Below are 22,707 nucleotides of genomic sequence, written 5' to 3' on the forward strand. Positions count from 1 at the left end.
ATGAAAAAAATATATATTCTACTAATTACCTTGCTTTGCAGTGCAAACTTAAGTTCACAAGAAGTAAACCTCCCTCAATATTTAAACTATTTAGGAGACAACCCTTTTGCAATAACACCTGCTTATGTTGGTATTGGCTCTGGTTTACGAATGCGATTAAATGGTTTAACTCAATGGGTTGGAATTAAAAATGCACCAGAAACACAATCATTATCTATAGAAAGCAGGCTTGCAGACAGGTTTGGAGGTGGTTTAACCGTTTTTAAAGATGCAAATGGTAATACATCTCAACAAGGTTTTAAAGCAACCTTTGCAAGTCATTTAATTCTAAGTGATGTAAACCAAAGTTTTTTCTCTTTTGGATTTACCTATAGTTTGGTAATGTTTAATATAAATGCAAACAATTTCGAAGATTTAGATGCAGGTTTAGGGAATACTTTAAACTTTAATACATCTAATTTTGATGTAAGTTTTTTATACAGATACAATGATTATGGAGTAAGTTTTAATGCCTCTAATCTTTTAGATAAAAAAGATCGGTTTTTCTCTAATGGAGAACCTGTAATTTTAAGGCGATATTCGCTTTATAACTACTATATTTTTACTCGTTTTTATGGAGATTATGAGTTTGAACCTTCTATTCTTGTAGAATATTTTGAAGGTGACCAAAGATCTAGAACAGACCTAAATTTAAAGATTAGAAAACGAACAGCAAGTGGCTATATTTGGGCAGGTTTCACCTATAATTTTTTAAACGATCAATTGTTTAATCCAAATACGTTTGCACCTTTAATAGGTATTAAATCTGGTAATTTATATGCTTCTTATGGTTTTGGAATAAATATAAATAACACACAAAGTTTTAATGTGGGTTCACACATGATTACCCTTGGTTTCGACTTTAAGAAAAGAGAAAGTTTAGCAAGATGTACAAAGAAATTTTATATGTTTCAATAAGATAAAAGTTTAATCAACCAACTTTAAATCCCAATTTTGAACATAAGTTGCATCAGGTTCTAAAACTTGAAGCCCAATCTTATTATTTAGATTGTTAGACACTCCTGTTAATGGCTCTATTGCTATTAATGGGAGTTTTTCTGGAGTAAAAACCTGATAGTAATTCTTCTTAGCATCTGCGCTTATTTTTAAATTATAATCTGGTGTTTTTAATACAACATAATCATTCTTTAAAATAAAACAATCATCTAATTGATGGTCTTTTAATTCAATTTCACCTTCAAATACAGACTCCTCTAATTTTTGAGCAACCATATTCGCATTATAAACTGCTTTTTGCGTACTAGAAAGTGCTAAAGAGCTTTCATTTAAATTAGAACTTTTAAAATAAGGATGCCAACCTAATGTAAAAGGAAAAGCTTTAGAATCGATATTCTTTACAGTAACTCTTGTGTTTAAATGTGTTTCAAAAAGGGTATAAGTAATAGATAAAAAATAGTTGAAAGGAAAACCTGCTAAAGGCTTTTTTTCATAATAATTAAAAGTTACAGAGCAATTATTTTGATGTTCTTCTGGCTCAAAAATTTCGAAAACTTTGTCATAAACCAAACCATGAATTGCATTATTATGATCATTACAGTCTAGTTGATAATCATCAAATTTAAAAGAGTAAGCACCCTTTTCTACTCTACCTGCAAATGGAAATAAAATTGCTGAGGCATAGGAATTTTTATACTCAAAATTAGCCTGCTCTTCTATTATAATTTTCCCATTTAATTGTAAACCTACAACTCTTGCACCTTCATTTAAACAAATTTTAGCAATTGATGTTTTAGATGCATTAGACAATTCTACAATTGAAAAGTCGTTTTCTTTTAACTCATTAATTTTAAACACAGCAACTCTTTAAAAATTGATAACTATTAAAGTTTGATATACAAACTTTCTTTAAAAATACAAGTTCTCATTTAATGACAAAAAGAAATACAATCGAGTTTATAAAATTTTAAGATTTAATGCTTTTTAAGCCAACCTTATGACCCCAAAAAGCATAATAGAAAATAATTAAATAACAAGGTAATAGAATCCAATATCCAAAAGATGCAGCCTCTGCCATTGCTGAAACTTCACTTACACCATCAACCATTAAACTTTCCTTTTTATTGTCTACTAAAGCACCATATAATGGAGGGATAATTGCTCCACCAGAAATTGCCATAATTAAAAGTGCTGATGCTGTTTTGGTAAATTTACCCATTCCTGTTAAAGCTAAAGGCCAAATTGCTGGCCAAACTAAAGCATTTGCTATACCCAAAGCTGCTACAAATAAAACTGATGTAAAACCAGAAGTAAACACAATACAGAAAGAAAGTAAAATCCCTAAAATTGCACTTGCTTTTAAAGCAAAAGCTTGACTAATGTATTTAGGAATTAAAATAACGCCTAATGCATAAGTTGCAACCATAGCCATTAACGTAAATAAGGTAAAAAACTTAGCTTGTTCAACAGGTATGTCTAAAGATATTCCATATGCAATAATCGTATCTCCAGCAACTACTTCTACACCAACATAAACAAATAAAGCTAATACTCCCAACCATAAATGCGGAAACTGAAATATACTTGATTTTGCTTTTGCACCAGATGTGTTTTCTTCTATTGGTGCAGCTTCTACATGAGGTAAAGGTGCTTTTCTAATTAAAATACCAAGTATAAAAAGAACTACAGCCATTGCAATATATGGTGTAACTACACTATCAGCCATTGTATCTAATAAACTGGCTTTTTCATTGGCATCTACCACAGATAATTTGTCTTTTATTTCATCTATTCCAGATAATAAAATGGCACCAAAAATTACAGAACCTAAAGATCCTGCAACTTTATTAGCAATACCCATTATTGCAATACGTTTTGCAGCACTTTCTATAGGTCCTAAAATAGTGATATATGGGTTAGAGGCAGTTTGTAACAAAGTCATACCTGCACCTTGTATAAAAATAGCGGTTAGAAACATCCAATAAGTTCTGGCATTTGCTGCTGGTATAAATACTAAAGCTCCTATTGCCATAATTATCAATCCTAAAGACATTCCTTTTTTGTAACCTATTTTGTTAATTATAGAAGAAGCTGGTAAAGCCATTACCACAAAAGAGATGTAAGATGCAGATGCCACTAAATAAGATTCTGCATCTGTAAGTTCATTTATGGTTTTCATAAACGGAATTAATGCTCCATTAATCCAAGTAACAAATCCGAAGATGAAAAATAGTCCTGCAATTATAATAATTGGAACTAGAGTACTGTTTTTTTGTGCTGAATTAGCCATATATTTTTGATTGAGATTGATTGTTATTTTACGAAAGCCTACTTTTCTTTATCATCATTGATGTTAAAAATACGCTCCTTGGTTTGTTTTACGTAGTTTCTACCAATAGGAATTTTTCTATTCGAAATTTCTACAGTATTGCCCTCTAAAGCAACTACTTTATTTACAGAAATAGTGTAAGATCTATGAATACGTATAAAGTTAGATTGTGGTAATTCTTCTGTTATTGCTGTTAAAGATTTATGAACAACATAATCTCCTAAAGTGGTAATTACCTTTATATAATCTTTTAAACTTTCTATAAATAGAATATCATTAAGATTTATTTTAATTAGCTTCTTATTTACTTTTAAAAAGATATGTGGTTCTTGTTTTAAAGTAACATCTGATTTGGCATTGCTAATATATACTTGTTGATATACTTTATTTATAGTCTTTAAAAATCGGTTAAATGGTATTGGTTTAACTAAATAATCTAAAATATTAAGCTCGTAACTTTTTACAGCATACTCTCTGTAGGCAGTTGTAATTACAATAAGTGGTTTATAACTCAGGTTTTCTATGAACGTGAAACCCGTCATTTTTGGCATATTAATATCTAGAAAAATAAGGTCTATTTTTTCTTGCTCTAAAACACGATATGCATTTAATGGATTATTAAATGTTTCTACAATTTCTATGTGATCAAAATTCTTTAAGTGATTTTCGATTACAGTAATTGCTAATGGTTCATCATCAATTATAATACACTTAATTTTCATTTAATGGGGATTTTTAAAAAAAGATTGTACGTATTTCCTTCAATTTGAGTCTCTAAAACGTAGTTATTAGAAAAGAGCAAATTTAATCGTCTTTTTGCATTTTCATTACCAATTCCGTTGTTTGTTTCTAAAGAATTTTCTGGGTTAAAACTATTCGATATTGTAAACTCTAAATAATGATTAGGCAAAACTGTAAAGTTGATTTTTATCTCTAATTTATCTGTGCCTTTCATACCATGCTTAAAGCAATTTTCTACAAATGATAAAAATAGTAAAGGTGGTACATCTACATCTTCTATATCACCAGTAATATCTAATTCTGCTTCTACCCTGTTTTCAAAACGCAGACGTTCTAAATCTATGTAATTATTAATATGAATTATTTCTTCTAACAAGTTTGCCTTAGAACTATTTACATCGTACAAAATGTACTGCATCATGTCAGACAATTTTATTACTAATCTTGGAGCATTATCACTCTTTTTTAAGGTTAACGCATAAAGATTATTTAAGGTGTTAAAAAAGAAATGAGGTTGAATTTGAGTTCTTAAATATTTAAGCTCTGTGCTTAGCTGTAGCTTTGCTAAATCTTCATTCTTTCTTCTTTCTATAGACCAATCTATAACCAATTTAATGGCAGTTACAAAACCAATTACATAAAGCTCCCCTAAAACCACAGCAATAATATGGTTAAATTCCATAAACTGAGCTGGGTTATCTGCTTCTGGCCAAATATCTTTAGTTACCAACAGGTAATTTAAACCTGTTCTTACCAAATAAACCAAAGCTAACATTGCAGCTAAAGATAAAATGTATGTCCAATACTTTTTTCTTAAAATAAACTTCGGAATTAGATAATAAATATTGATATACACAAAGATGATGTGTATAGGAAACTCTACCAAGTTAGATTTTACAGAATACCAATAATCATTAAAATAACTACCCCATCTTAAAACATTAAACAAGAAATAACCTAACCAAAACATCACATGATATTTGATTGCAAAAGCGTTTCCTGTTTTTTTATTGAACAATATGATAATGGTTGTATTAAATGATTTTTTTTGCTAAAAACGCATTAAGTTGTGACAATATTAATAATATATTTACGATTTAACAATAAAATTGACAATACATTATTTTACTAAAAACGCTAATAGATAAAACGAAGTTGTTTGTCTGTAAAACGATGTTGTTTAGATATTTTTTTTTAAAACAATTTTGATAATGAATAGTTTGGCTCAACTTAAAACATAAAATATTTAAATTATGAAACACAATTTACGATTACTTTTCTTGTTTTCTTTTTTAGTGTTATTTGCACAAAGTTCTTTTGCGCAAAAGAAAGAAATTTCAGGAACTGTAACTTCTAAAACTGATAACATTCCACTTCCAGGAGTAACTGTTATGATAGAAGGTACAACTGTTGGTACAGAAACTGATTTTGATGGAAACTATACATTGAAAGCAAATGTTGGAGACGTATTAGTTTACGCTTACCTAGGAATGAAAACCCAAAAGAAAACAGTTGCAAACCAAACTACAATAAATGTAGCATTAGAAGATGATGCAGGTCAATTAGATGAAGTTGTAATTACTGCTTTTGGTATAAAGCGTGAAGCAAAAAAACTAGGTTATTTAGTACAAGAAGTAAATAGTGAAGACTTAACTGTTGCTGCAGATCCAAATATGGCTACAGCCTTAAGAGGAAAAGTTGCAGGTGTAGAAATTAGATCTGGTGCAACTGGTCCTGGTTCGTCTACCAATATTACCATTAGAGGTATTAGCTCTTTAAGTGGTAGTAACCAACCCTTAATTGTAATTGATGGTGTTGTGGTTAGTAATACCAACATTGGACAAGGAGATTTTGCTGGTGGATTTGACTTTGGTGATGGTTTTTCTAATATAAACCCAGATGATATTGAAAGAATATCTGTTCTAAAATCTGGAAACGCAACAGCTTTATATGGTTATAGAGGTGCAAATGGTGTTATCTTAATAACTACAAAATCTGGAAAATCTGGAAAAGTAAAAGTAGATGTTAGTTCTGCTGCTTCTTTTGATAATGTTTTAGTAAGCCCTAAATTTCAAAATCAATATGGTCAAGGAAGATACGATACAGCAACTAATACTTTAGAATACAATATTATTGATGGTGGTAGTTGGGGTCCAAGATTAGATGGTACTCAAAGAGAACGTTTTGATGGTGTTGGTACTGCAGAATATTCTGCAAATCCAGGAGACTTTAAAGACTTCTACAACACAGGTACAACATTTACAAATAGTGTTATTGTATCTCAAGCAAAAAATGGTACAGATTTTAAATTATCTTATGGTAATTTATCAAACGAATCTATACAAAAAGGTGCCACTTTAAACAGACATAATTTTGGTTTAAAAGCAGGTATAGATGTTAATGACAAAATTAGAGTTTCTGGTAAAATAGATTACACCAGACAAAAAGGAGAAAATAGACCAGAATTAACAGATGGTCAATCAAATACAATAAAAGCGCTTTCTACAAAACCTAGAAACATCTCTAATAGTTTGTTAGCAAATAATTATTTAAAAGCAGATGGTACTCCTAATAATTGGGCAGGTAGCTTTACAATGAATCCTTTTTATGCTACTAATACTTTATTAAATGAAGATGAAACTAACAGATATATTGGTTTAATTAGTTTAGATATAGACTTATTAGAAGGCTTAAAATTAAATGCAAGAGCTTCTCAAGATTTATCATTTACAAATGCTTTTATTTATAGAGAAAAAGGTGCTTTTGATATTGCTCCAAATGGAAAGTTAGATGAGTTTAATACTACATCAAAAACAACTAGTTATGATTTATTATTAAATTATAATACTGAGCTTAGTGATGATTTTTCTCTAACAGCTGCATTTGGTTTAAACCAAATTAATAGTAGTTTTAAATCGATTGTAACTGTAGGAGAAACTTTTGTACAAGATAATTTCTTTTCTTTCAACAATTTTAAATCTAAAAACATAAACCCTTCTTTAGTAAGAAGTAAATCAAACTCTGTTTTTGGTTCTGCAACATTTGGCTATAAAAATTATGCCTTTTTAGAAGTTACAGCACGTAATGATTGGTCTTCTACATTACCAATAGATAATGCCTCTTTTTTCTACCCATCTGTAGGTGGTAGTTTAGTATTAAGTGATGCTATACCAAGTTTAGTAGACAATACTTCTCTTAGCTACTTAAAATTAAGAGCAGGTTATGCAAAAACAGGTAATGCTACAGACCCTTATAATTTGCAGAATACTTATTTAATATCTTCATCAGAATATAATAGTCAGTTATTTTATTTCTTTGGTGTAAATGAAGAAGGAGCTGGTGCTGGAGCTTCATTAAGAAATCCTAATTTAGTAGCAGAAATTTCTACAAACGTAGAGTTTGGTTTTGATGCTCGTTTCTTTGATGATCGCTTATCATTTAATGCTACTTATTATAATATAGATACTAAAAATCAAATTTTAGAACTTTCTTTACCTCCATCAAGTGGAGCTAATGAGCAAGTAATTAATGCTGGTTTAATTAATAACAGAGGATTCGAATTAGGTTTATCTGCTGACATCATTAAAGCTAAAGATTTCAATTGGACTACAGATGTTAACTTCTCTAAAAACATTAGTAAAATAGAAGAATTAGCACAAGGAATAGAAGTTCAAGTAAGAGAGCGTCAATTTAATGATGTTGTTCAAGTTGGAGGTAAACTAGGAGACCCTCTTTGGTCTTTATTTGGTTCTACTTACGAAAGAGATACTGATGGCAATATTGTTTACGATTCTAATGGATTACCTATGGTTGGTGGAATTGATAAAATAGGTTCTACAAACCCAGATGCTTTAGCAAACTTAAGAAACACTTTTACTTATAAAAATTTCTCATTATCTATTTTGTTAGATGCTAAGTTTGGTGGAGATGTATTCTCTTTTTCAGATATGGTTCGTGCAACTTCAGGAACAGATGAAATTACTTTAGAAGGTAGAGAATACTTTACTGGAGGAAATGGAATACTAGTACCAAGTGGAGCTGTAATAGACGGAACTTTAGACGCAGATGTAGCTGCTAGAGGTGTAAATCCACAAGAATACTGGGGACGTTTAGGACAAATTTCAGAACGTTGGGTACAAGATGCAAGTTTTGTTAAACTAAGAGAGTTATCTGTTAGTTATAATTTCCCTACCACAGTTTTAGATAAACTAAATATCTCTAGATTATCATTAAGTTATTTTGGTAGAAATTTAGCAATCTTACATAAAAACACAGCAAATTTTGATCCAGAAACTGGGTTTAATAATAGCTTTAGTGGTGTTGAATATTTTGGATTCCCATCAACATCTAGTCATGGAATCAAATTAAATGTATCATTCTAAACTAATTAAAAGATGAAAATATTAAAATTTATAGCTACTAGTTTTATAGCATCAACATTATTTTTGGGTTGTACAGATGGTTTTGAAGAAATCAACACAGACCCATATAACCCAACTGAAGCACCTGTGCAAGGTATTATGGCTGCTGTTCAGTATTACGAATTTGCAGAACCAAGATTTCTTACTTGGAGAGGTAATTTAATTTACTCAAGCCAATTTGCCAATCAATTAAGCTACAATTATGCTGGGGCTTGGTTTGGAGCAGATGCTTTTCAAAACAATCAAGGTTGGACGAACGCAATTTTTGACAACTCATATAAAAAAGTTACACTAAGTAGTAGAAATCTTCTAAAGACTTATACAGAAACTAATGATACTAATGGTGTAGCTGTTTCAAAAATAATGATGTCTTGGTTTTTTCAAAAAATGACAGACATTTATGGAGACATTCCTTATAGTGATGTAATTGGTGCAGAACTAATTTTAGAGAACCCTAAACCAACATATGATTCTCAATCATCAATATATAAAGGAATTATAGACGATTTAAAAGTTCAAATTGATGCTATTGGTAGTTCTACTACAATAATTGCAGGTGCAGAAGGAGATTATGTTTATCAAGGAGATCCTCAAAAATGGAAAACTTTTGCAAATACTTTACGCCTAAGAATGGCATTGAGAGGTAGAGATGCATTTATTGCAGATGGTGATCAAGCCTATGTAGATCAGGTAATTGCTGAGTGTTTATCAAACCCTTTAATAGATGAAACTAATCAAGCACTTCTTAAACGTTCAGAATCTGCTTTAATTTTATCATTTTTAGATGGTGGTTTCGAAGACGTGTATCATGGTTTTGGAGGTATTGGTTCTAAATTTACTATTGCTAAAAGATATTTAGATTTATTAGATAATAATAATGATCCTAGACTAGAAAAAGTAGCAATTCCTTCTGCTATTGGAAACATGTATCAAGGTTCAGCAATTGGTTCTAGAACTCAAATTGCGAGAGATGAATTAGTAACACCTTCATCTTTAATTATAGGTAACTCTACAACAGAAGTTGCAGATATTGTACCTGTAAAAGTTTTATCTGCAAGCGAATCTTACTTTTTACAAGCAGAGGCTGCAATACTTGGTTATGGAGGTAATGCAAATGCCCTATATCAAGAAGGAATTAGAGCAAGTATGAATTTTTGGCAAGTAGAAGCATCAGACGCATCTGACTTTATAACTAACGAACCTGTTGCAAATTTAACTGGTTCTAATTCAGAACAATTAACTATGATTTGGAACCAAAGATGGTTAAACTCTTTAATGAATGGTTATGAAGCTTGGGCACTTGTTAGAAGAACAAACCTTATCCCAGATTTAACAGACAATACAAATTTTTGGGTAACACAACCTAATAATGGAGCTATTCCTAAAAGATTACCATATTCAAGTACAGAAGCAGTTTCTAACGCAGACAATGTAAATGCTGCAATTACTGCTCAAGGTGCAGATGAAATGACCACTGCAATTTGGTGGGATAAAAACTAAAACAATTATAATTTGTCTTTATTGATTTAGCAAACGGAAGACATTGTTTTTCGTTTGCTTTTATTAAAATGTATTACTTATAAAATAAAATTATTGTGAAAGTTACAGATTATAAAAGCATTGCTTATACTCCTGCAGGAAAGTTTGAAGAAACTCGTTTCGAAAAAATACACAATATTATTTTCGAAAACTCTAAAGAAGCATCAGTTCTTGTTGCTCAAGAAATAGCAGAATTAATCAGAACAAAAGAAAGTAAAAACAAACCTTGTGTTTTAGGTTTAGCTACTGGTTCATCACCCATAAGAGTGTATGAAGAATTGATTAGAATGCATCGTGAAGAGGGCTTAAGCTTTGCAAATGTTATCACTTTTAACCTAGATGAATATTATCCTATGGATAAGAATAACATTCAGAGTTATTTTTATTTCATGCATGAGCATTTATTTAATCATATTGATATTCTTCCAGAAAACATTAACATTCCAGATGGTAATGTAAGTAGTGAAGATTTATACCAATCTTGTATAGATTATGAGATGAAAATTAAAGCTTATGGAGGTTTAGATTTTCAATTATTAGGTATTGGTAGAACAGGTCATATTGGTTTTAATGAACCTGGTTCTCACCTAAATTCGGGTACTAGAAGTATAACCTTAGACCACATAACAAGAGTAGATGCTGCACCAACTTTTTTAGGTATAGATAATGTGCCAAGAAAAGCCATTACAATGGGTATTGGTACTGTTTTAGCTGCAAAAAGAATTGTGCTATTAGGTTGGGGGTCTAACAAAGCAGAAATTTTAAAAGAAACTATTGAGGGTGAAATTACCTCTGAAGTACCTGCTACCTATTTACAAAATCATGATAATACTACCTTTATTATAGACGAAGGTGCTTCATCAGAATTAACCCGTGTAAAAACACCTTGGTTAGTAACTTCTTGTGCTTGGGATGATGCTTTAAAAATGAAGGCTGTTCTTTGGTTAGCAGAACTTTTAAATAAATCTATCTTAAAATTAACAGACAAAAACTATAATGATTATGGTATGTCTGGCCTTCTAACAGAAGAAGGTACATCTTACAATTTAAACATTAAGATGTTTAATAAATTACAAAATACAATTACAGGTTGGCCTGGAGGAAAACCAAATGCAGATGATTCTAAAAGGCCTGAACGTGCCACAATTCCAAAAAAGCGAGTTATTATTTTCAGTCCTCATCCAGATGATGATGTAATATCTATGGGAGGTACTTTTGATAGATTGGTTCAACAAGGACATGAGGTGCATATAGCATATCAAACTTCTGGTAACATCGCTGTTTCTGATGAAGAAGCACTAAAATTTGCAGAAGTTACACAAACGCTTTGCCCAGATTGTAAAGAAACTCAAAACATAATTAAATTTCTAAAAATAAAAACAGAAAATGATGTGGATTCTGAAGAAGTTAGAAGTTTAAAAGGCTTTATCAGAAGAAGTGAATCTTTAGCTGCAACCAGATACTTAGGTCTAGAGGACAAAAATGTACATTTTTTAAATCTTCCATTTTACGAAACTGGTACTATAAAAAAGAAAAACATTACAGAAGAAGATATTAATATCATGTGTAATTTAATTGATGAGATAAAACCTCATCAAATATATGCTGCAGGAGATTTGGCAGATCCTCATGGAACACACAAGGTATGTTTAGATGCTATTTTTGAATCCCTAAGCGTGCTAAAGCATCAAAAGTATATGAACGATTGTTGGGTTTGGTTATATAAAGGTGCTTGGCACGAATGGGAATCTTATCAAATAGATATGGCTGTGCCTATGAGTCCAGATCAAGTTTTAAGAAAACGTCATGCTATATTTTTTCATCAATCACAAAAAGATGGAGTAATGTTTCAAGGAAGTGATTCTAGAGAATTTTGGGTACGTGCAGAAGATAGAAACAGGTTAACAGCCAAAAAATATAACGATCTTGGTTTAGCAGATTATGCAGCCATAGAAGCATTTAAACGTTATCATTTTTAAATAAAATTAGAGGTATTTGTTCTTATGGATATAAGAACAAATACATTCTAATAATTTACAGACAATTGCTATAAGAATTACACAAAAAATCGAGTTTGCTTTCACCCCAAAAAGAGACTTCAGCAGAAAACATATGAAGAAAATCATAATTATACTTTTACTAATACAAGGTTCTAACCAATTTATACAGGCACAAGATGCCCTTTCAAATAAATACGATTTAATGCCTTGGCCTAAAGAGATTACTGAGTACTCATCTCAATTTTTAATTGATGAAAATCTTACGGTTTCTATTAATTCAGAAAAGTCAGAAAGAGTTCAAAAAGGAGCTATTCGTTTTTTAAGAAGACTTGCTAATAGAACAGGTGTTTTTCTAAATGAAGGCTTTCCTGTATACAATGAAAAAGGAAGTATTAATTTAATTTACGATACTATTAGTAAATTAGATTTAAGAACAGATGAGTCTTATCTTTTAGAAATTAGTGCATCTAAAATAGATATTACTGCCAAATCTGATATTGGAATTTTAAGAGGCTTAGAAACTTTACTACAACTTACGCAACATAATACAAGAAACTACTATTTTCCAAGTGTATCAATTAATGATGCTCCAAGATTTGTATGGAGAGGTTTAATGATAGATGTCTCAAGACATTTTCAGCCAATAGCTGTTATCAAAAGAAACTTAGAAGCTATGGCTTCTGTAAAAATCAATGTTTTTCATTGGCATTTAACAGATGATCAAGGGTTTAGAATCGAATCTAAAGTATATCCAAAATTACAAGAATTAGCTTCAGATGGATTGTATTACACACAAAATCAAATAAAAGATGTGGTTGCTTTTGCAGATAATTTAGGTATAAGAGTAATTCCAGAAATTGATGTTCCTGGGCATGCATCTGCTATTTTAACTGCTTATCCAGAATTAGGGAGTAAAGAAAATTATAACTATTCTATTGAGCGTTTTGCAGGTGTTTTTCATCCTACATTAAATCCATCAAAAGAAATAACATATACGTTTTTAGAAAACCTATTTACAGAAATTACGCCATTATTTCCAGATCAATATTTTCATATTGGAGGTGATGAAAATGAAGGTAAACATTGGGATCAAAATCAAGAGATTGCTAAATTTAAAGACAAACATAAACTTAAAAACAATCACGAATTACAAACTTATTTTAATATCAGATTAGAAAAAATTCTGAAAAAACTAGGTAAAAAACTTATGGGTTGGGATGAAATTCTAACTCCAAATATGCCAACAACTGCAGTTATACATTCTTGGCGTGGAGAAAATGAGGGTGTTGCTAATGGTGGTTCTTTAATAGAAGCTGCTAAAAAAGGGTATCAAACAGTGCTTTCTAATGGTTATTATATAGATAGAATGTTATCTGTAGAACATCATTATTCTGTAGACCCAATTGGTGATATCAAGTTAAATAAAGAAGAATTATCTAAAGTTTTAGGTGGTGAAGCTACAATGTGGAGTGAACTTGTTACACCACAAACTATAGATTCAAGAATTTGGCCTAGAACTGCTGCAATTGCTGAGCGTTTTTGGTCTACAAAAGATGTTAAAGATGTAGATAATATGAGAAAACGTCTGTCAAAAATTTCTTATCAGTTAGAAGAATTAGGTCTTACTCATATTAAAAATAGAGATGTAATATTAAGAAGCATAAGTCATAATCAAAACATAAATTCTATACAAGATTTGGCAAAAATTTGCGAACCTTTAAAAATATACGCAAGAAACAAAGATGGTATAGAATACAAAACCTTTTCATCTTTTAATCTGTTTGCAGATGCTTGTTCTGCTGATGCTGAAGATGCTATAGTTTTTAATAGAAAAGTTTCTAATTTCTTAAAAGTACAGAACAGAACAAATACAGCACATGTACTTTCATATCTGAAAAAATGGGCTAATAATTATACTAAATTTGCAAAGCTTGATAAAAATCCAAAATTAAATTCTTTAGAAGAGTTATCTAAAAACCTATCTATAGCTTGTAATGTTCTTCAAAATAGTATTGAAAACACAGCAGTTTCAAAATCAGATTTACTTAAGCTACAAAATGCTATTGCTACTTTAAAATTACCTGTGGCTGATACAGAAGTTGTTATTGTTAATGCCTTGGAAAATCTAGCAAACTACTGCAAAACAAATTATAAAAATTAAAAATTATGATTTTAATTGCTGATAGTGGTTCTACAAAATGCGATTGGATTCTTTATAACAATCAAGAAACTAATCCTACAAAAATTAGTACAAAAGGTTTAAATCCTGCTGTGCTAAGCAAGAAAGATTTCTTAAAAATTGTATCCTCTAGCAAAGCACTTAATAAAGTTAAAGATCAAGTAAAAGAAATAAAGTTTTTTGGAGCTGGTTGTGGTTCTAAAGACAATCAGCAAAAGGTGAATCTTATTTTAGAGTCTTATTTCGAAAATGCAACATGCATTACTAAAGAAGATACTATGGCTGCAGTTATAGCAACTACAAAATCACCTGCTGTAGTTTGTATTTTAGGCACAGGCTCTAACTGTTGTTATTTTGACGGACAACATATACATATGAAAACACCAGCCTTAGGTTATCTTTTAATGGATGAAGCTAGTGGAAATTATTATGGTAAAGAACTTCTTAAAAGTTACTATTATTCCAAAATGCCAAATGAATTAGCTGCATTATTTAATACAGAATATGCTTTGAAAGAAGGTGATGTTTTAAAAGGATTATATCAATCAAAAAGACCCAATAAATACTTGGCCAGCTTTGCTCCTTTTCTTTTCAAATATCAAGAACATAAATTTATACAAGAACTTCTTTTAAATGGTTTTAGAACGTTTGTAGATCATCATGTTTTAAAGCACAGAGAAGCTTTAAAACATGTACCTGTTCATTTTGTGGGTTCTATAGCTTTTTATGGTCAAAAACTAATCAAACAAGTTTTAGCAGAAAGAGGAATTACTGGAGGTCTTTTTATAAAAAGCCCTGTAGATCATATTGTAGAACATAAAATAAATATTCATTGAAAAAAATAGAGCCTCACTTATTTTCTTGTAAAAAAACATTTAAAAATAGTACTATTTATCAACGGTTTTTAAATTGGCTGAGTGGAGAATTTGATTTGTATTTACAAGATGATTCTGAATGTTTTACAGTCTATTTTCCTTATAAAAAGTTGTCTGTAACTCAATTAAAAAAATCAGATAGTAGTTTTGAAGCAGAAATAAATGTAGAAGCAACAATTAGTGAAGAAGGTTTGCAATTATTTAATTCAGTAGATTCTTTATACAATCACTTACTAACAATGCATAATTAAAAATCAACTTTCCCCTAAATATTTATACCTAAATTACGGATATTAAAAAACCTCAACTATTTGAAAACAAATATGTTGAGGTTTTTAGTTGTGGTCCCACATGGACTCGAACCATGTTTATATTTGTTAGTGTTTATAGTACTTACCTCTACTTTATTTTTTATGTACTCCTAAAAGACTGCCTAATCAAATGTAATACTGCCAGACAAAAACAAATTCATACTCGACCATGAGCCATTTTTATAACCCCAATCAAACCCCAAACCTAAAGATGAAGGCAAGTTATACTTATTATCTGAAAAAGCCTTTTCTCTGAGAAAATTCATGCTTAAACCAGTATTTTGAGATGGATTTGAACCATTTACAAATCTAGTTGCAAAATAAGGTGCTAATATTACATAAGGAGCTCTTGACCAATTTAGAATTCTATTTGAAAAAAATATAGGAACTGATAATGAGAGTCTCCCTCCTTCAAGATCATCTCTAATTGTACCATATTTCCCATCAAAATCTTTAAATGCAGTAACATTATTGTCTTGAATAATATCTGAATTTTTCTTGTAATTCAATAATTCATCTTTATTGTAGGAATGCAAATTATAAGAACCATTAACTGCTATAGCAAATTTATAGTTTTTAAAATACCTAGTTAAATTACCCACCAATGAAAACTGTGAAGGAGATTCATTTCCTATTTCTGATGTAAGTGGGTCATATAATTTAAATTTATCTACTTGAAATCTAACTCCAATTCTACCAGTAAAAACAGACCTATTACTATAAATGCTATCTCTTAACGTCCATTTATAACTTGTCTCTGCGCTAAATCCAAAATCACTAATTTTACTTACATCTAAAATCTTACTTTCATTAGTTAGTCCTATTTTAAATCCTACAACATCAACCTTTACTGCACTTGTGTCTGCTTCCACTTTGTAAAACCTTAGTAACCTCAAATAATTCCCTTCAAATGACAATTCATTCCCATTAAATTTTAGCTGTGAACTTTCAGCTTTATCCAATTGAAAAATCACATCTTTATTTCCATCAATAAACTGACTAAAACAATTAATTGAACTTAAAACACAAAATAATAATAAACACTTTTTCATAGCTAAAATTTTTGATTATATGTAATATACAATATTAAGGTCATCATGAAACACTAAAACTTTTCAGTCAAGCTTTCAGCCAACACTTCACTTTGTTCTAAAACTCTATCTGCCTCCATTCTAGCGACATCTGGTGGATAACCATAACGTATTAAAATCTTACGTACTGTTAATCTTAATTTTGCTCTAACATCACTTCTTTTACTCCAATCTACAGTTGCATTTTTTCTAATAATATCTACAATATGATGAATCAATTCTTTCATCTTGTGGTCTTCTAACATTTTAGTAGAATCATTTTGATTTAAAACACTGTAAAAGGCATATTCTTCTTCTGTTAAACCTAACTGTTCTGCTTTGCTATCTTCTAACCTCATTTCTCTTGCAATAGCAGACAATTCTTCTAATACTTGAGCAGAATCAATTTGATTGTTATGGTATTTCTTTACAACACTTTCAATCATTTCTGAGAACTTCTTTGCTTGTGCTATATTTTTAGTTTTCCTAACTCTTACATCATCACTCAACAGTTTCTTTAGCAATTCAAAAGCAACATTTTTTTGCTTCATATTTTTTACTTCCAACAAAAACTCATCTGATAAAATCCCAACTGATGGAGCTTCTATTCCTGCAGCTTTAAAAACATCAATTACACCATCACTTGCTAAAGCCTCATCTACAATTTGCTTAATAGCTGTGTCTACTTCATAATCTGATTTAACTCCAGAGGTAGAGAACTTACTTATCCTTGCTTTTACAGCTTGAAAAAAGGCTACATCATCTTTAATGGCTTCTGCTTCAAAACTTGGAATAGACATAGCAAAAAGTTTTGATAACGAAAGTACTTCTTTCACAAACCTATCCCTTAACTTTTGATCTGATAATATAAAGTTTTGAGCACCTAATAGAATTTGTAATTTTTGATTAGTAGGAGCACTGAAATATTCTTTATAGTTGTAATTATGGAACATCTGTTCAACAATTTCAAATTTTTCTTTCATCATTGCAATTGCCTCAGAAATATCTACATAAGCTTTACCTTCTCCTCCACTTTGTAGATAAGTAGCCATTGCATTTCTTAATTCTTGACCAATACCTATATAATCTACAATTAAACCTCCAGGTTTATCTTTATATACCCTGTTTACTCTAGCAATAGCTTGCATTAAATTAGCTCCCTGCATTTTTTTATCTACATACATGGTATGCATACTAGGAGCATCAAACCCTGTTAACCACATATCCCTAACAATAACTAATTTTAGCTCATCATTTGGGTCTTTCATTCTTATAGCTAGATTCTTTCTCTGTTGCTTTGTTGAATGATGTGGCTGAAAGCTTTGTGGGTCATCAGAAGAACTGGTCATAATAACTTTTATGGTGCCTTTCTCTAAATCATTATTATGCCATTCTGGTTTTAATTTTACTATTTGAGCATACAAATCAACACATATTTGACGTGTCATTCCAACAATCATAGCCTTACCTTCAAAAACTTGCTGTCTAGCTTCAAAATGAGAAACAATATCTTCTGCAACATCTTTTAGCCTATCTGGGTGCCCCACAATAGAATTAATGGTAGCATTTTTCTTTTTAGATTTTTCTATCTGCTCCTCAGTTGCTCCAGATATCTCATCTACAAGAGAATCTACATCTTCACTAACTTTTTTATCAAGTTTAATTTTGACTAATCTAGACTCATAGCTTAAAGGAACAGTAGAACCATCATCTACAGCTTGTTTAATATCATATACATCAATGTAATCTCCAAATACTGCAGGTGTAGATTTATCTTCCTTTTCTATTGGTGTTCCTGTAAAACCTATATAAGATGCATTTGGTAAAGCGTCTCTTAAATACTTAGCATTCCCATACCTAATTTCTGAACCTTCCTCTAATTCTACCACTCTTCCTTTAAAGCCATACTGACTTCTATGGGCTTCATCTGCCACCACAACAATATTGGTTCTTTCTGATAAGGTATCATATATATTACCTTCTTCTGGGCTGAATTTTTGTATAGTAGTAAAAATAACACCTCCTCCAGAAACTTTTAGTAATTCTTTTAAATGTTCTCTACTTGATGCTTGTATTGGAGTTTGTCTTAACAAACTTATACAATTACCAAAAGTTGAAAATAGTTGATCATCTAAATCATTTCTATCAGTTAGAATAACTATAGTGGGATTTCCCATTTTTGGATGTGTGATAATTTTACCACTATAAAACACCATTGATAATGATTTACCACTTCCTTGTGTATGCCAAATTACACCTACTTTTCTATTCCCTATTTCTTTATTTGTAGCTCTTATTGTTTGCTCAACTGCTTTCTGTACTGCATAGTATTGATGATAAGCTGCAACCTTTTTTATTTTAGAGATAGATATAAGTCCAGTATTATTATCTACTTTCTCTTCACTTTCAAAAACTGTACAATATTTAATTAAATTGAGTAACACATTTTTATTTAACATGTGCTCAGTTAAAGTTTGTAATTCAGTTTTTAAACCATTAGTTTCTATTGGAGCTTTCCAATTTAAATAACGTGTAAAAGGTGCAGATAAGCTAGAAGTTTTTGCATCTATACCATCTGATATAATGCAAAGTGCATTGTAATAAAATATACTAGGTACTGCAGTTTTGTAATTTTGAATTTGTGTAAAAGCTTTTCTAACAGTAGCTGTTTCATTGGTTGCATTTTTTAATTCTACTACTACTAATGGCAAGCCATTAACATAAATAACTGCATCTAATCTCTTCTCAGTTTTATTCTCTTTTATAACTAGTTGATTGACTACCCAAAAAGTATTGTTCTCTGGATTATCAAAGTCTATTAATTGAATATTTTTACCTTTAGTAACTCCATCTTTTGTAAACTCTACAGTAACACCAGTTGTTAAATAGTTATGAAATACCTCATTATTTAGCATGATGTCTTCAGTCCCTAAATTGAGAACTTTGTTATATGCTTCAGTAATTGAATGTTCTGGAAAAGATGGGTTCAGAAGTGACAAAGTCTGTCTAAATTGCTCTTCTAAAACCACACTATCAAAACTTTTTCTTTGAGGATTATCTGAATAGGGAGCAATTTCTGGACCTGGATAATAAGTAAAACCTTGATTTACTAATTGTTCAATAAAAGCAACTTCTATAGTGTTCTCGTTAAGCATAAAAATTATTTTATTGTTAGTTGCTGATTAAACCATAAAATAGAAGCTTCTCCCTTCATTTTTGTAATGATATCTACATCTCTAGAGTGACGTAAAGCATTTCTTAAATTAGCTACATCATTAAACTCAGAGGTTAAATTTTCCTTGTTTATAAATAATTCCTCAAATAAACCCCAAAATACTTTTGATGTAATAATTTGCTGTAACTCTTGTAAATCTGAAAATTGCATCCAATATTTAGCATCATCTATATTTTGCTGAACTAAGTTTGGATTTTTCTTTTTTGCTCTATTTATTTTGAGAACTAATTTTTCATAAATATTTGAAGGTATTTTTTCTTTTATATCAATTCTTGATTTTAACTCTAATTTTTCTTCAATTATTTTTCTTAATGTTAGCTCTATAACTTCAATATCAGAGTTAATTTTCTTTAAGTGTTCTGGTAATTCAATTTTCTGTTCAATTAATTTATTGTTTATTGTTTCTAAAATTGTGTGTTTTCTTTCTTCAATAAATTCGTTATAATCATCTACTGAGAAATTATTTCTTAACAGTATTTCAACAGCTTTTTTACTAATTAGATGTGTTTCTAAAACTCTATATACCTTTTCTTCATCATTATTATCAAACATATTTTTTATATAAACATTTGGTAAAGAATCTCTAATTATTTTTCGATTGGTATCCCCAGAAATTGGTGTTCTATTTAAAATGGTATTTATTTTTTGACCAAGCTCATTTTCTTTTCCCCAACTTTTTGGAACAATATGATGGTCATCTAAACCTTCATATTCTGGTAATTCAAAAGACTCCCAGTCTCTAGCTCCATTTAATATTATGAGATTAAAAATAGCCTTATAAATTGCAGAACCACTTCTTGTTTCTTTGTGTAGGTCTAAGCTTTTATAATTCGCAGCAAAATCTGTAACTGCTTCTAATTCTAAATCATCATCTTCAAACCATTTTTTTAAATCTATATAATCTTTGGTAGATGTACTCTCTACAGCACTAGAGTATCTATTTAAAAATATGGATGACCAATACCATTTTTTAATCTTAGAATGAATATCTACTTTATTTTTTAAATCAGAGGTTTTTACATAATATTTAATAGCAGATAAACAAGGAACTATTGATGGGTAAGGAAGAAATTTTGCTGTGATTGCACCAAATTCTCTTTGATTTTTAAGACTATCAAAACATTTATCTATTGCAGTAACTGCAGTATCCCAAAGTGAAACAAACTTTTCTTTATTCTCTATAAGAGTAATTTCTATATTTTGTCCATCTTTATCTTTTATTTTCTTTTTCTCTTGTGGAACTAAATAATATAAATACTTGGGACTGCAATAATTTTGTTTTATAATAGACATTACCATTAAAATTTGAGTTTTAACCTCAAATCCAGGATAGGATAGGTCATCTAATTTCTTAGATGCATTTCTATACATATCTTTTAGATAAATATCTTCTTTTCTTGTAATAGAATTCAATAAATCAAAAGTGTCTAATGGTTTTCCTTTAGAGTTGATATGCGTAAAAATATCACACACTTTATTTAATTCTAGCTCTTTGGCTAAAGAAATGTAGCTTATTTGATAATTATTAAGTAAATCTGAAAAAGTTTCTCTAATTTTTAAAGCTGAGTCTGAATAAGCTTTATAAATTTCTTTTTGCTCTTTATTCTCTTCATCATCTGCTTTTAGAGCCCAAAAATCTCTATATCCTTTAATCCAATCGTCAATACCCCAAGAGCCTTGTTGCATTATTCCTAATGGAAATGTATGTGTTTCATATTGAAGTTTTGTCTCAGAGGCTAATTGATTGTAATAAATAGTTCTGCTATGATAATAGAAAGCTTCTTCAAATTCTTCTTTAATTAACTCACGTAAATTGATAAAGAAGTACATAGGATTTTTCCTATTTCTAAAATTTACATCTGGTTGAAAAAAAGCGTAATGCAATGCAGATAATCTTTGTTGACCATCTAACACAATATACTCTGGGTCAGATTGGTTTTCAAAAGCATATAAATTGGCACAACCTAATTTTTTATAGTTCTCTTTATTACCTTCCCATAGCAGAAGTGTTCCAATATAATAATCCATAAAAATAGATTTTATTAAATCTCTTACATCCCAGGGTTGCCAATCAAACTCTCTTTGAAAGTCAGGAATTACAAATCTTCCTTTTTTAATTTCTTCTACAAGTTTTCCAAGGTGTATTTTTTCTGGTTTTTGTACATTTTTCATTTATTCCTTAATATTTCTCTATTAATAATATCTAAAACAACTGACCAATCTACTTGTTTACTTTCATAAAATAGATGTGATTCATCATAGGTTAATTTATTATTGGTATCAAAACCTTTTTCTAAGCCCAGTTTTTTCAACCTGTTTGTATAACAGTCTTTATTATACATGCTTCTAACCGTTGTATGCACTTTAAGATTGTCTAATTTTATGAATTGATCCTCAATGGCTTTTTTATTATAAAAAAGTATTCTAAACTCATTCTCATGTTTATAGGATATATCTTTTGTGAAAAAAAGATTTTGCTGTTTAGTATTCATCCCATAATCTACAAGACCAACTTCAAAATTCTCATTAAATTTTAATAAAGCTTGTTTCAAATCTGACCATTTAACAGAAATTCTAACACCCTCTTCATTATTACCATACAACCTCCACATAGCTCTATTTTCTTCTTCTATTGTATCCGTTTTGAACCAAGAGCTTATAAAAGTGGAATTTCTATTTTCATTATAATTTTTTAATTTTAAAACTATATTTTTTAACACATCTAATCTAGTGTCAGTAAAAAAACTTAAGATTCCTGATAAATTTTCAATAGTACAACTATCATCAATCCCTCTATTGTAAAAAGCAATTGTTTCATCCATCCCTTTTTTAATTTTAGGATTTCTTAAATCCCAACCTTCTAGTGGGTCTTCGAAATTAATAGCTTTTGTAAATTTTAAGTTTAAAGCACCATTACTAAACATTTTCTCTAAGAAATTAGCATTAGAATACCTGTGTAACCAAAAATCTTCTTTTGCGTTATCCATATTGAAAAATGTTCTTATCATCTT

The 22,707-nt window shown here is 30.0% G+C and carries 15 protein-coding genes; 7 read left to right on the top strand and 8 right to left on the bottom strand.

From position 1 onward, the window contains the following. Positions 1-957, top strand: a complete 957-nt coding sequence (locus tag LPB302_RS08960) for a PorP/SprF family type IX secretion system membrane protein (RefSeq protein ID WP_053973866.1) — start codon at positions 1-3, stop codon at positions 955-957. Positions 958-966: 9 nt separating this feature from the next. Here the strand turns inward: LPB302_RS08960 and LPB302_RS08965 are convergent, their stop codons facing one another. The 4 genes from LPB302_RS08965 to LPB302_RS08980 form a co-directional block, all read right to left on the bottom strand. Then, positions 967-1,854 (bottom strand): aldose 1-epimerase, encoded by an 888-nt coding sequence (locus LPB302_RS08965; RefSeq protein WP_053973865.1) that lies wholly within the window; start codon positions 1,852-1,854, stop codon positions 967-969. A gap of 109 nt (positions 1,855-1,963) precedes the next feature. Then, positions 1,964-3,286 (bottom strand): sugar MFS transporter, encoded by a 1,323-nt coding sequence (locus LPB302_RS08970; protein ID WP_053973864.1) that lies wholly within the window; start codon positions 3,284-3,286, stop codon positions 1,964-1,966. Positions 3,287-3,324: 38 nt separating this feature from the next. Beyond that, positions 3,325-4,047: a LytR/AlgR family response regulator transcription factor gene (locus LPB302_RS08975; RefSeq protein ID WP_053973863.1), complete on the bottom strand. Its 723-nt coding sequence runs from the start codon at positions 4,045-4,047 to the stop codon at positions 3,325-3,327. Beyond that, positions 4,044-5,036: a sensor histidine kinase gene (locus LPB302_RS08980; protein ID WP_053973862.1), complete on the bottom strand. Its 993-nt coding sequence runs from the start codon at positions 5,034-5,036 to the stop codon at positions 4,044-4,046. Before LPB302_RS08980 ends, LPB302_RS08975 begins: the two co-directional genes overlap by 4 nt. A 283-nt stretch (positions 5,037-5,319) precedes the next feature. Between LPB302_RS08980 and LPB302_RS08985 the strand changes: the two genes are divergently transcribed. From LPB302_RS08985 to LPB302_RS09010, 6 genes are all read left to right on the top strand, one after another. After that, complete coding sequence (locus tag LPB302_RS08985; RefSeq protein ID WP_082329767.1) at positions 5,320-8,448, top strand: SusC/RagA family TonB-linked outer membrane protein; 3,129 nt, start codon at positions 5,320-5,322, stop codon at positions 8,446-8,448. Positions 8,449-8,460: 12 nt separating this feature from the next. Continuing rightward, positions 8,461-9,987, top strand: coding sequence for a SusD/RagB family nutrient-binding outer membrane lipoprotein (locus tag LPB302_RS08990; RefSeq protein WP_074613507.1), 1,527 nt, complete (start codon positions 8,461-8,463; stop codon positions 9,985-9,987). Positions 9,988-10,082: 95 nt separating this feature from the next. Continuing rightward, positions 10,083-12,005, top strand: coding sequence for a glucosamine-6-phosphate deaminase (gene nagB, locus LPB302_RS08995; RefSeq protein WP_082329766.1), 1,923 nt, complete (start codon positions 10,083-10,085; stop codon positions 12,003-12,005). Positions 12,006-12,138: 133 nt separating this feature from the next. Then, a complete protein-coding gene (locus LPB302_RS09000) occupies positions 12,139-14,187 on the top strand; it encodes a beta-N-acetylhexosaminidase (RefSeq protein WP_053973858.1) in 2,049 nt (682 codons plus the stop codon). A gap of 5 nt (positions 14,188-14,192) precedes the next feature. Further along, the gene (locus tag LPB302_RS09005; RefSeq protein WP_053973857.1) at positions 14,193-15,041 is read left to right on the top strand and encodes an N-acetylglucosamine kinase; all 849 of its coding nucleotides are present in this window, start codon (positions 14,193-14,195) and stop codon (positions 15,039-15,041) included. Then, the gene (locus tag LPB302_RS09010) at positions 15,038-15,331 is read left to right on the top strand and encodes a hypothetical protein (RefSeq protein WP_053973856.1); all 294 of its coding nucleotides are present in this window, start codon (positions 15,038-15,040) and stop codon (positions 15,329-15,331) included. Before LPB302_RS09005 ends, LPB302_RS09010 begins: the two co-directional genes overlap by 4 nt. A 182-nt stretch (positions 15,332-15,513) precedes the next feature. Here the strand turns inward: LPB302_RS09010 and LPB302_RS09015 are convergent, their stop codons facing one another. From LPB302_RS09015 to LPB302_RS09030, 4 genes are read right to left on the bottom strand one after another with little or no spacing between them, the layout of a single operon-like run. Then, positions 15,514-16,443 (bottom strand): hypothetical protein, encoded by a 930-nt coding sequence (locus tag LPB302_RS09015; protein ID WP_053973855.1) that lies wholly within the window; start codon positions 16,441-16,443, stop codon positions 15,514-15,516. Positions 16,444-16,496: 53 nt separating this feature from the next. Continuing rightward, positions 16,497-19,616, bottom strand: coding sequence for a type I restriction endonuclease subunit R (locus tag LPB302_RS09020; protein ID WP_053973854.1), 3,120 nt, complete (start codon positions 19,614-19,616; stop codon positions 16,497-16,499). Between the two features lie 5 nt (positions 19,617-19,621). Beyond that, a complete protein-coding gene (locus LPB302_RS09025) occupies positions 19,622-21,868 on the bottom strand; it encodes a DUF262 domain-containing protein (RefSeq protein WP_053973853.1) in 2,247 nt (748 codons plus the stop codon). Next, entirely contained in the window at positions 21,865-22,704 is an 840-nt protein-coding gene (locus LPB302_RS09030) for a DUF2971 domain-containing protein (protein ID WP_143032683.1), read from the bottom strand. The genes LPB302_RS09025 and LPB302_RS09030 overlap by 4 nt, the downstream gene beginning before the upstream one ends. Positions 22,705-22,707: the final 3 nt, after the last annotated feature.

The sequence above is a fragment of the Polaribacter dokdonensis genome, from assembly GCF_024362345.1.
GTDB classification, from domain to species: Bacteria; Bacteroidota; Bacteroidia; order Flavobacteriales; family Flavobacteriaceae; genus Polaribacter; species Polaribacter dokdonensis.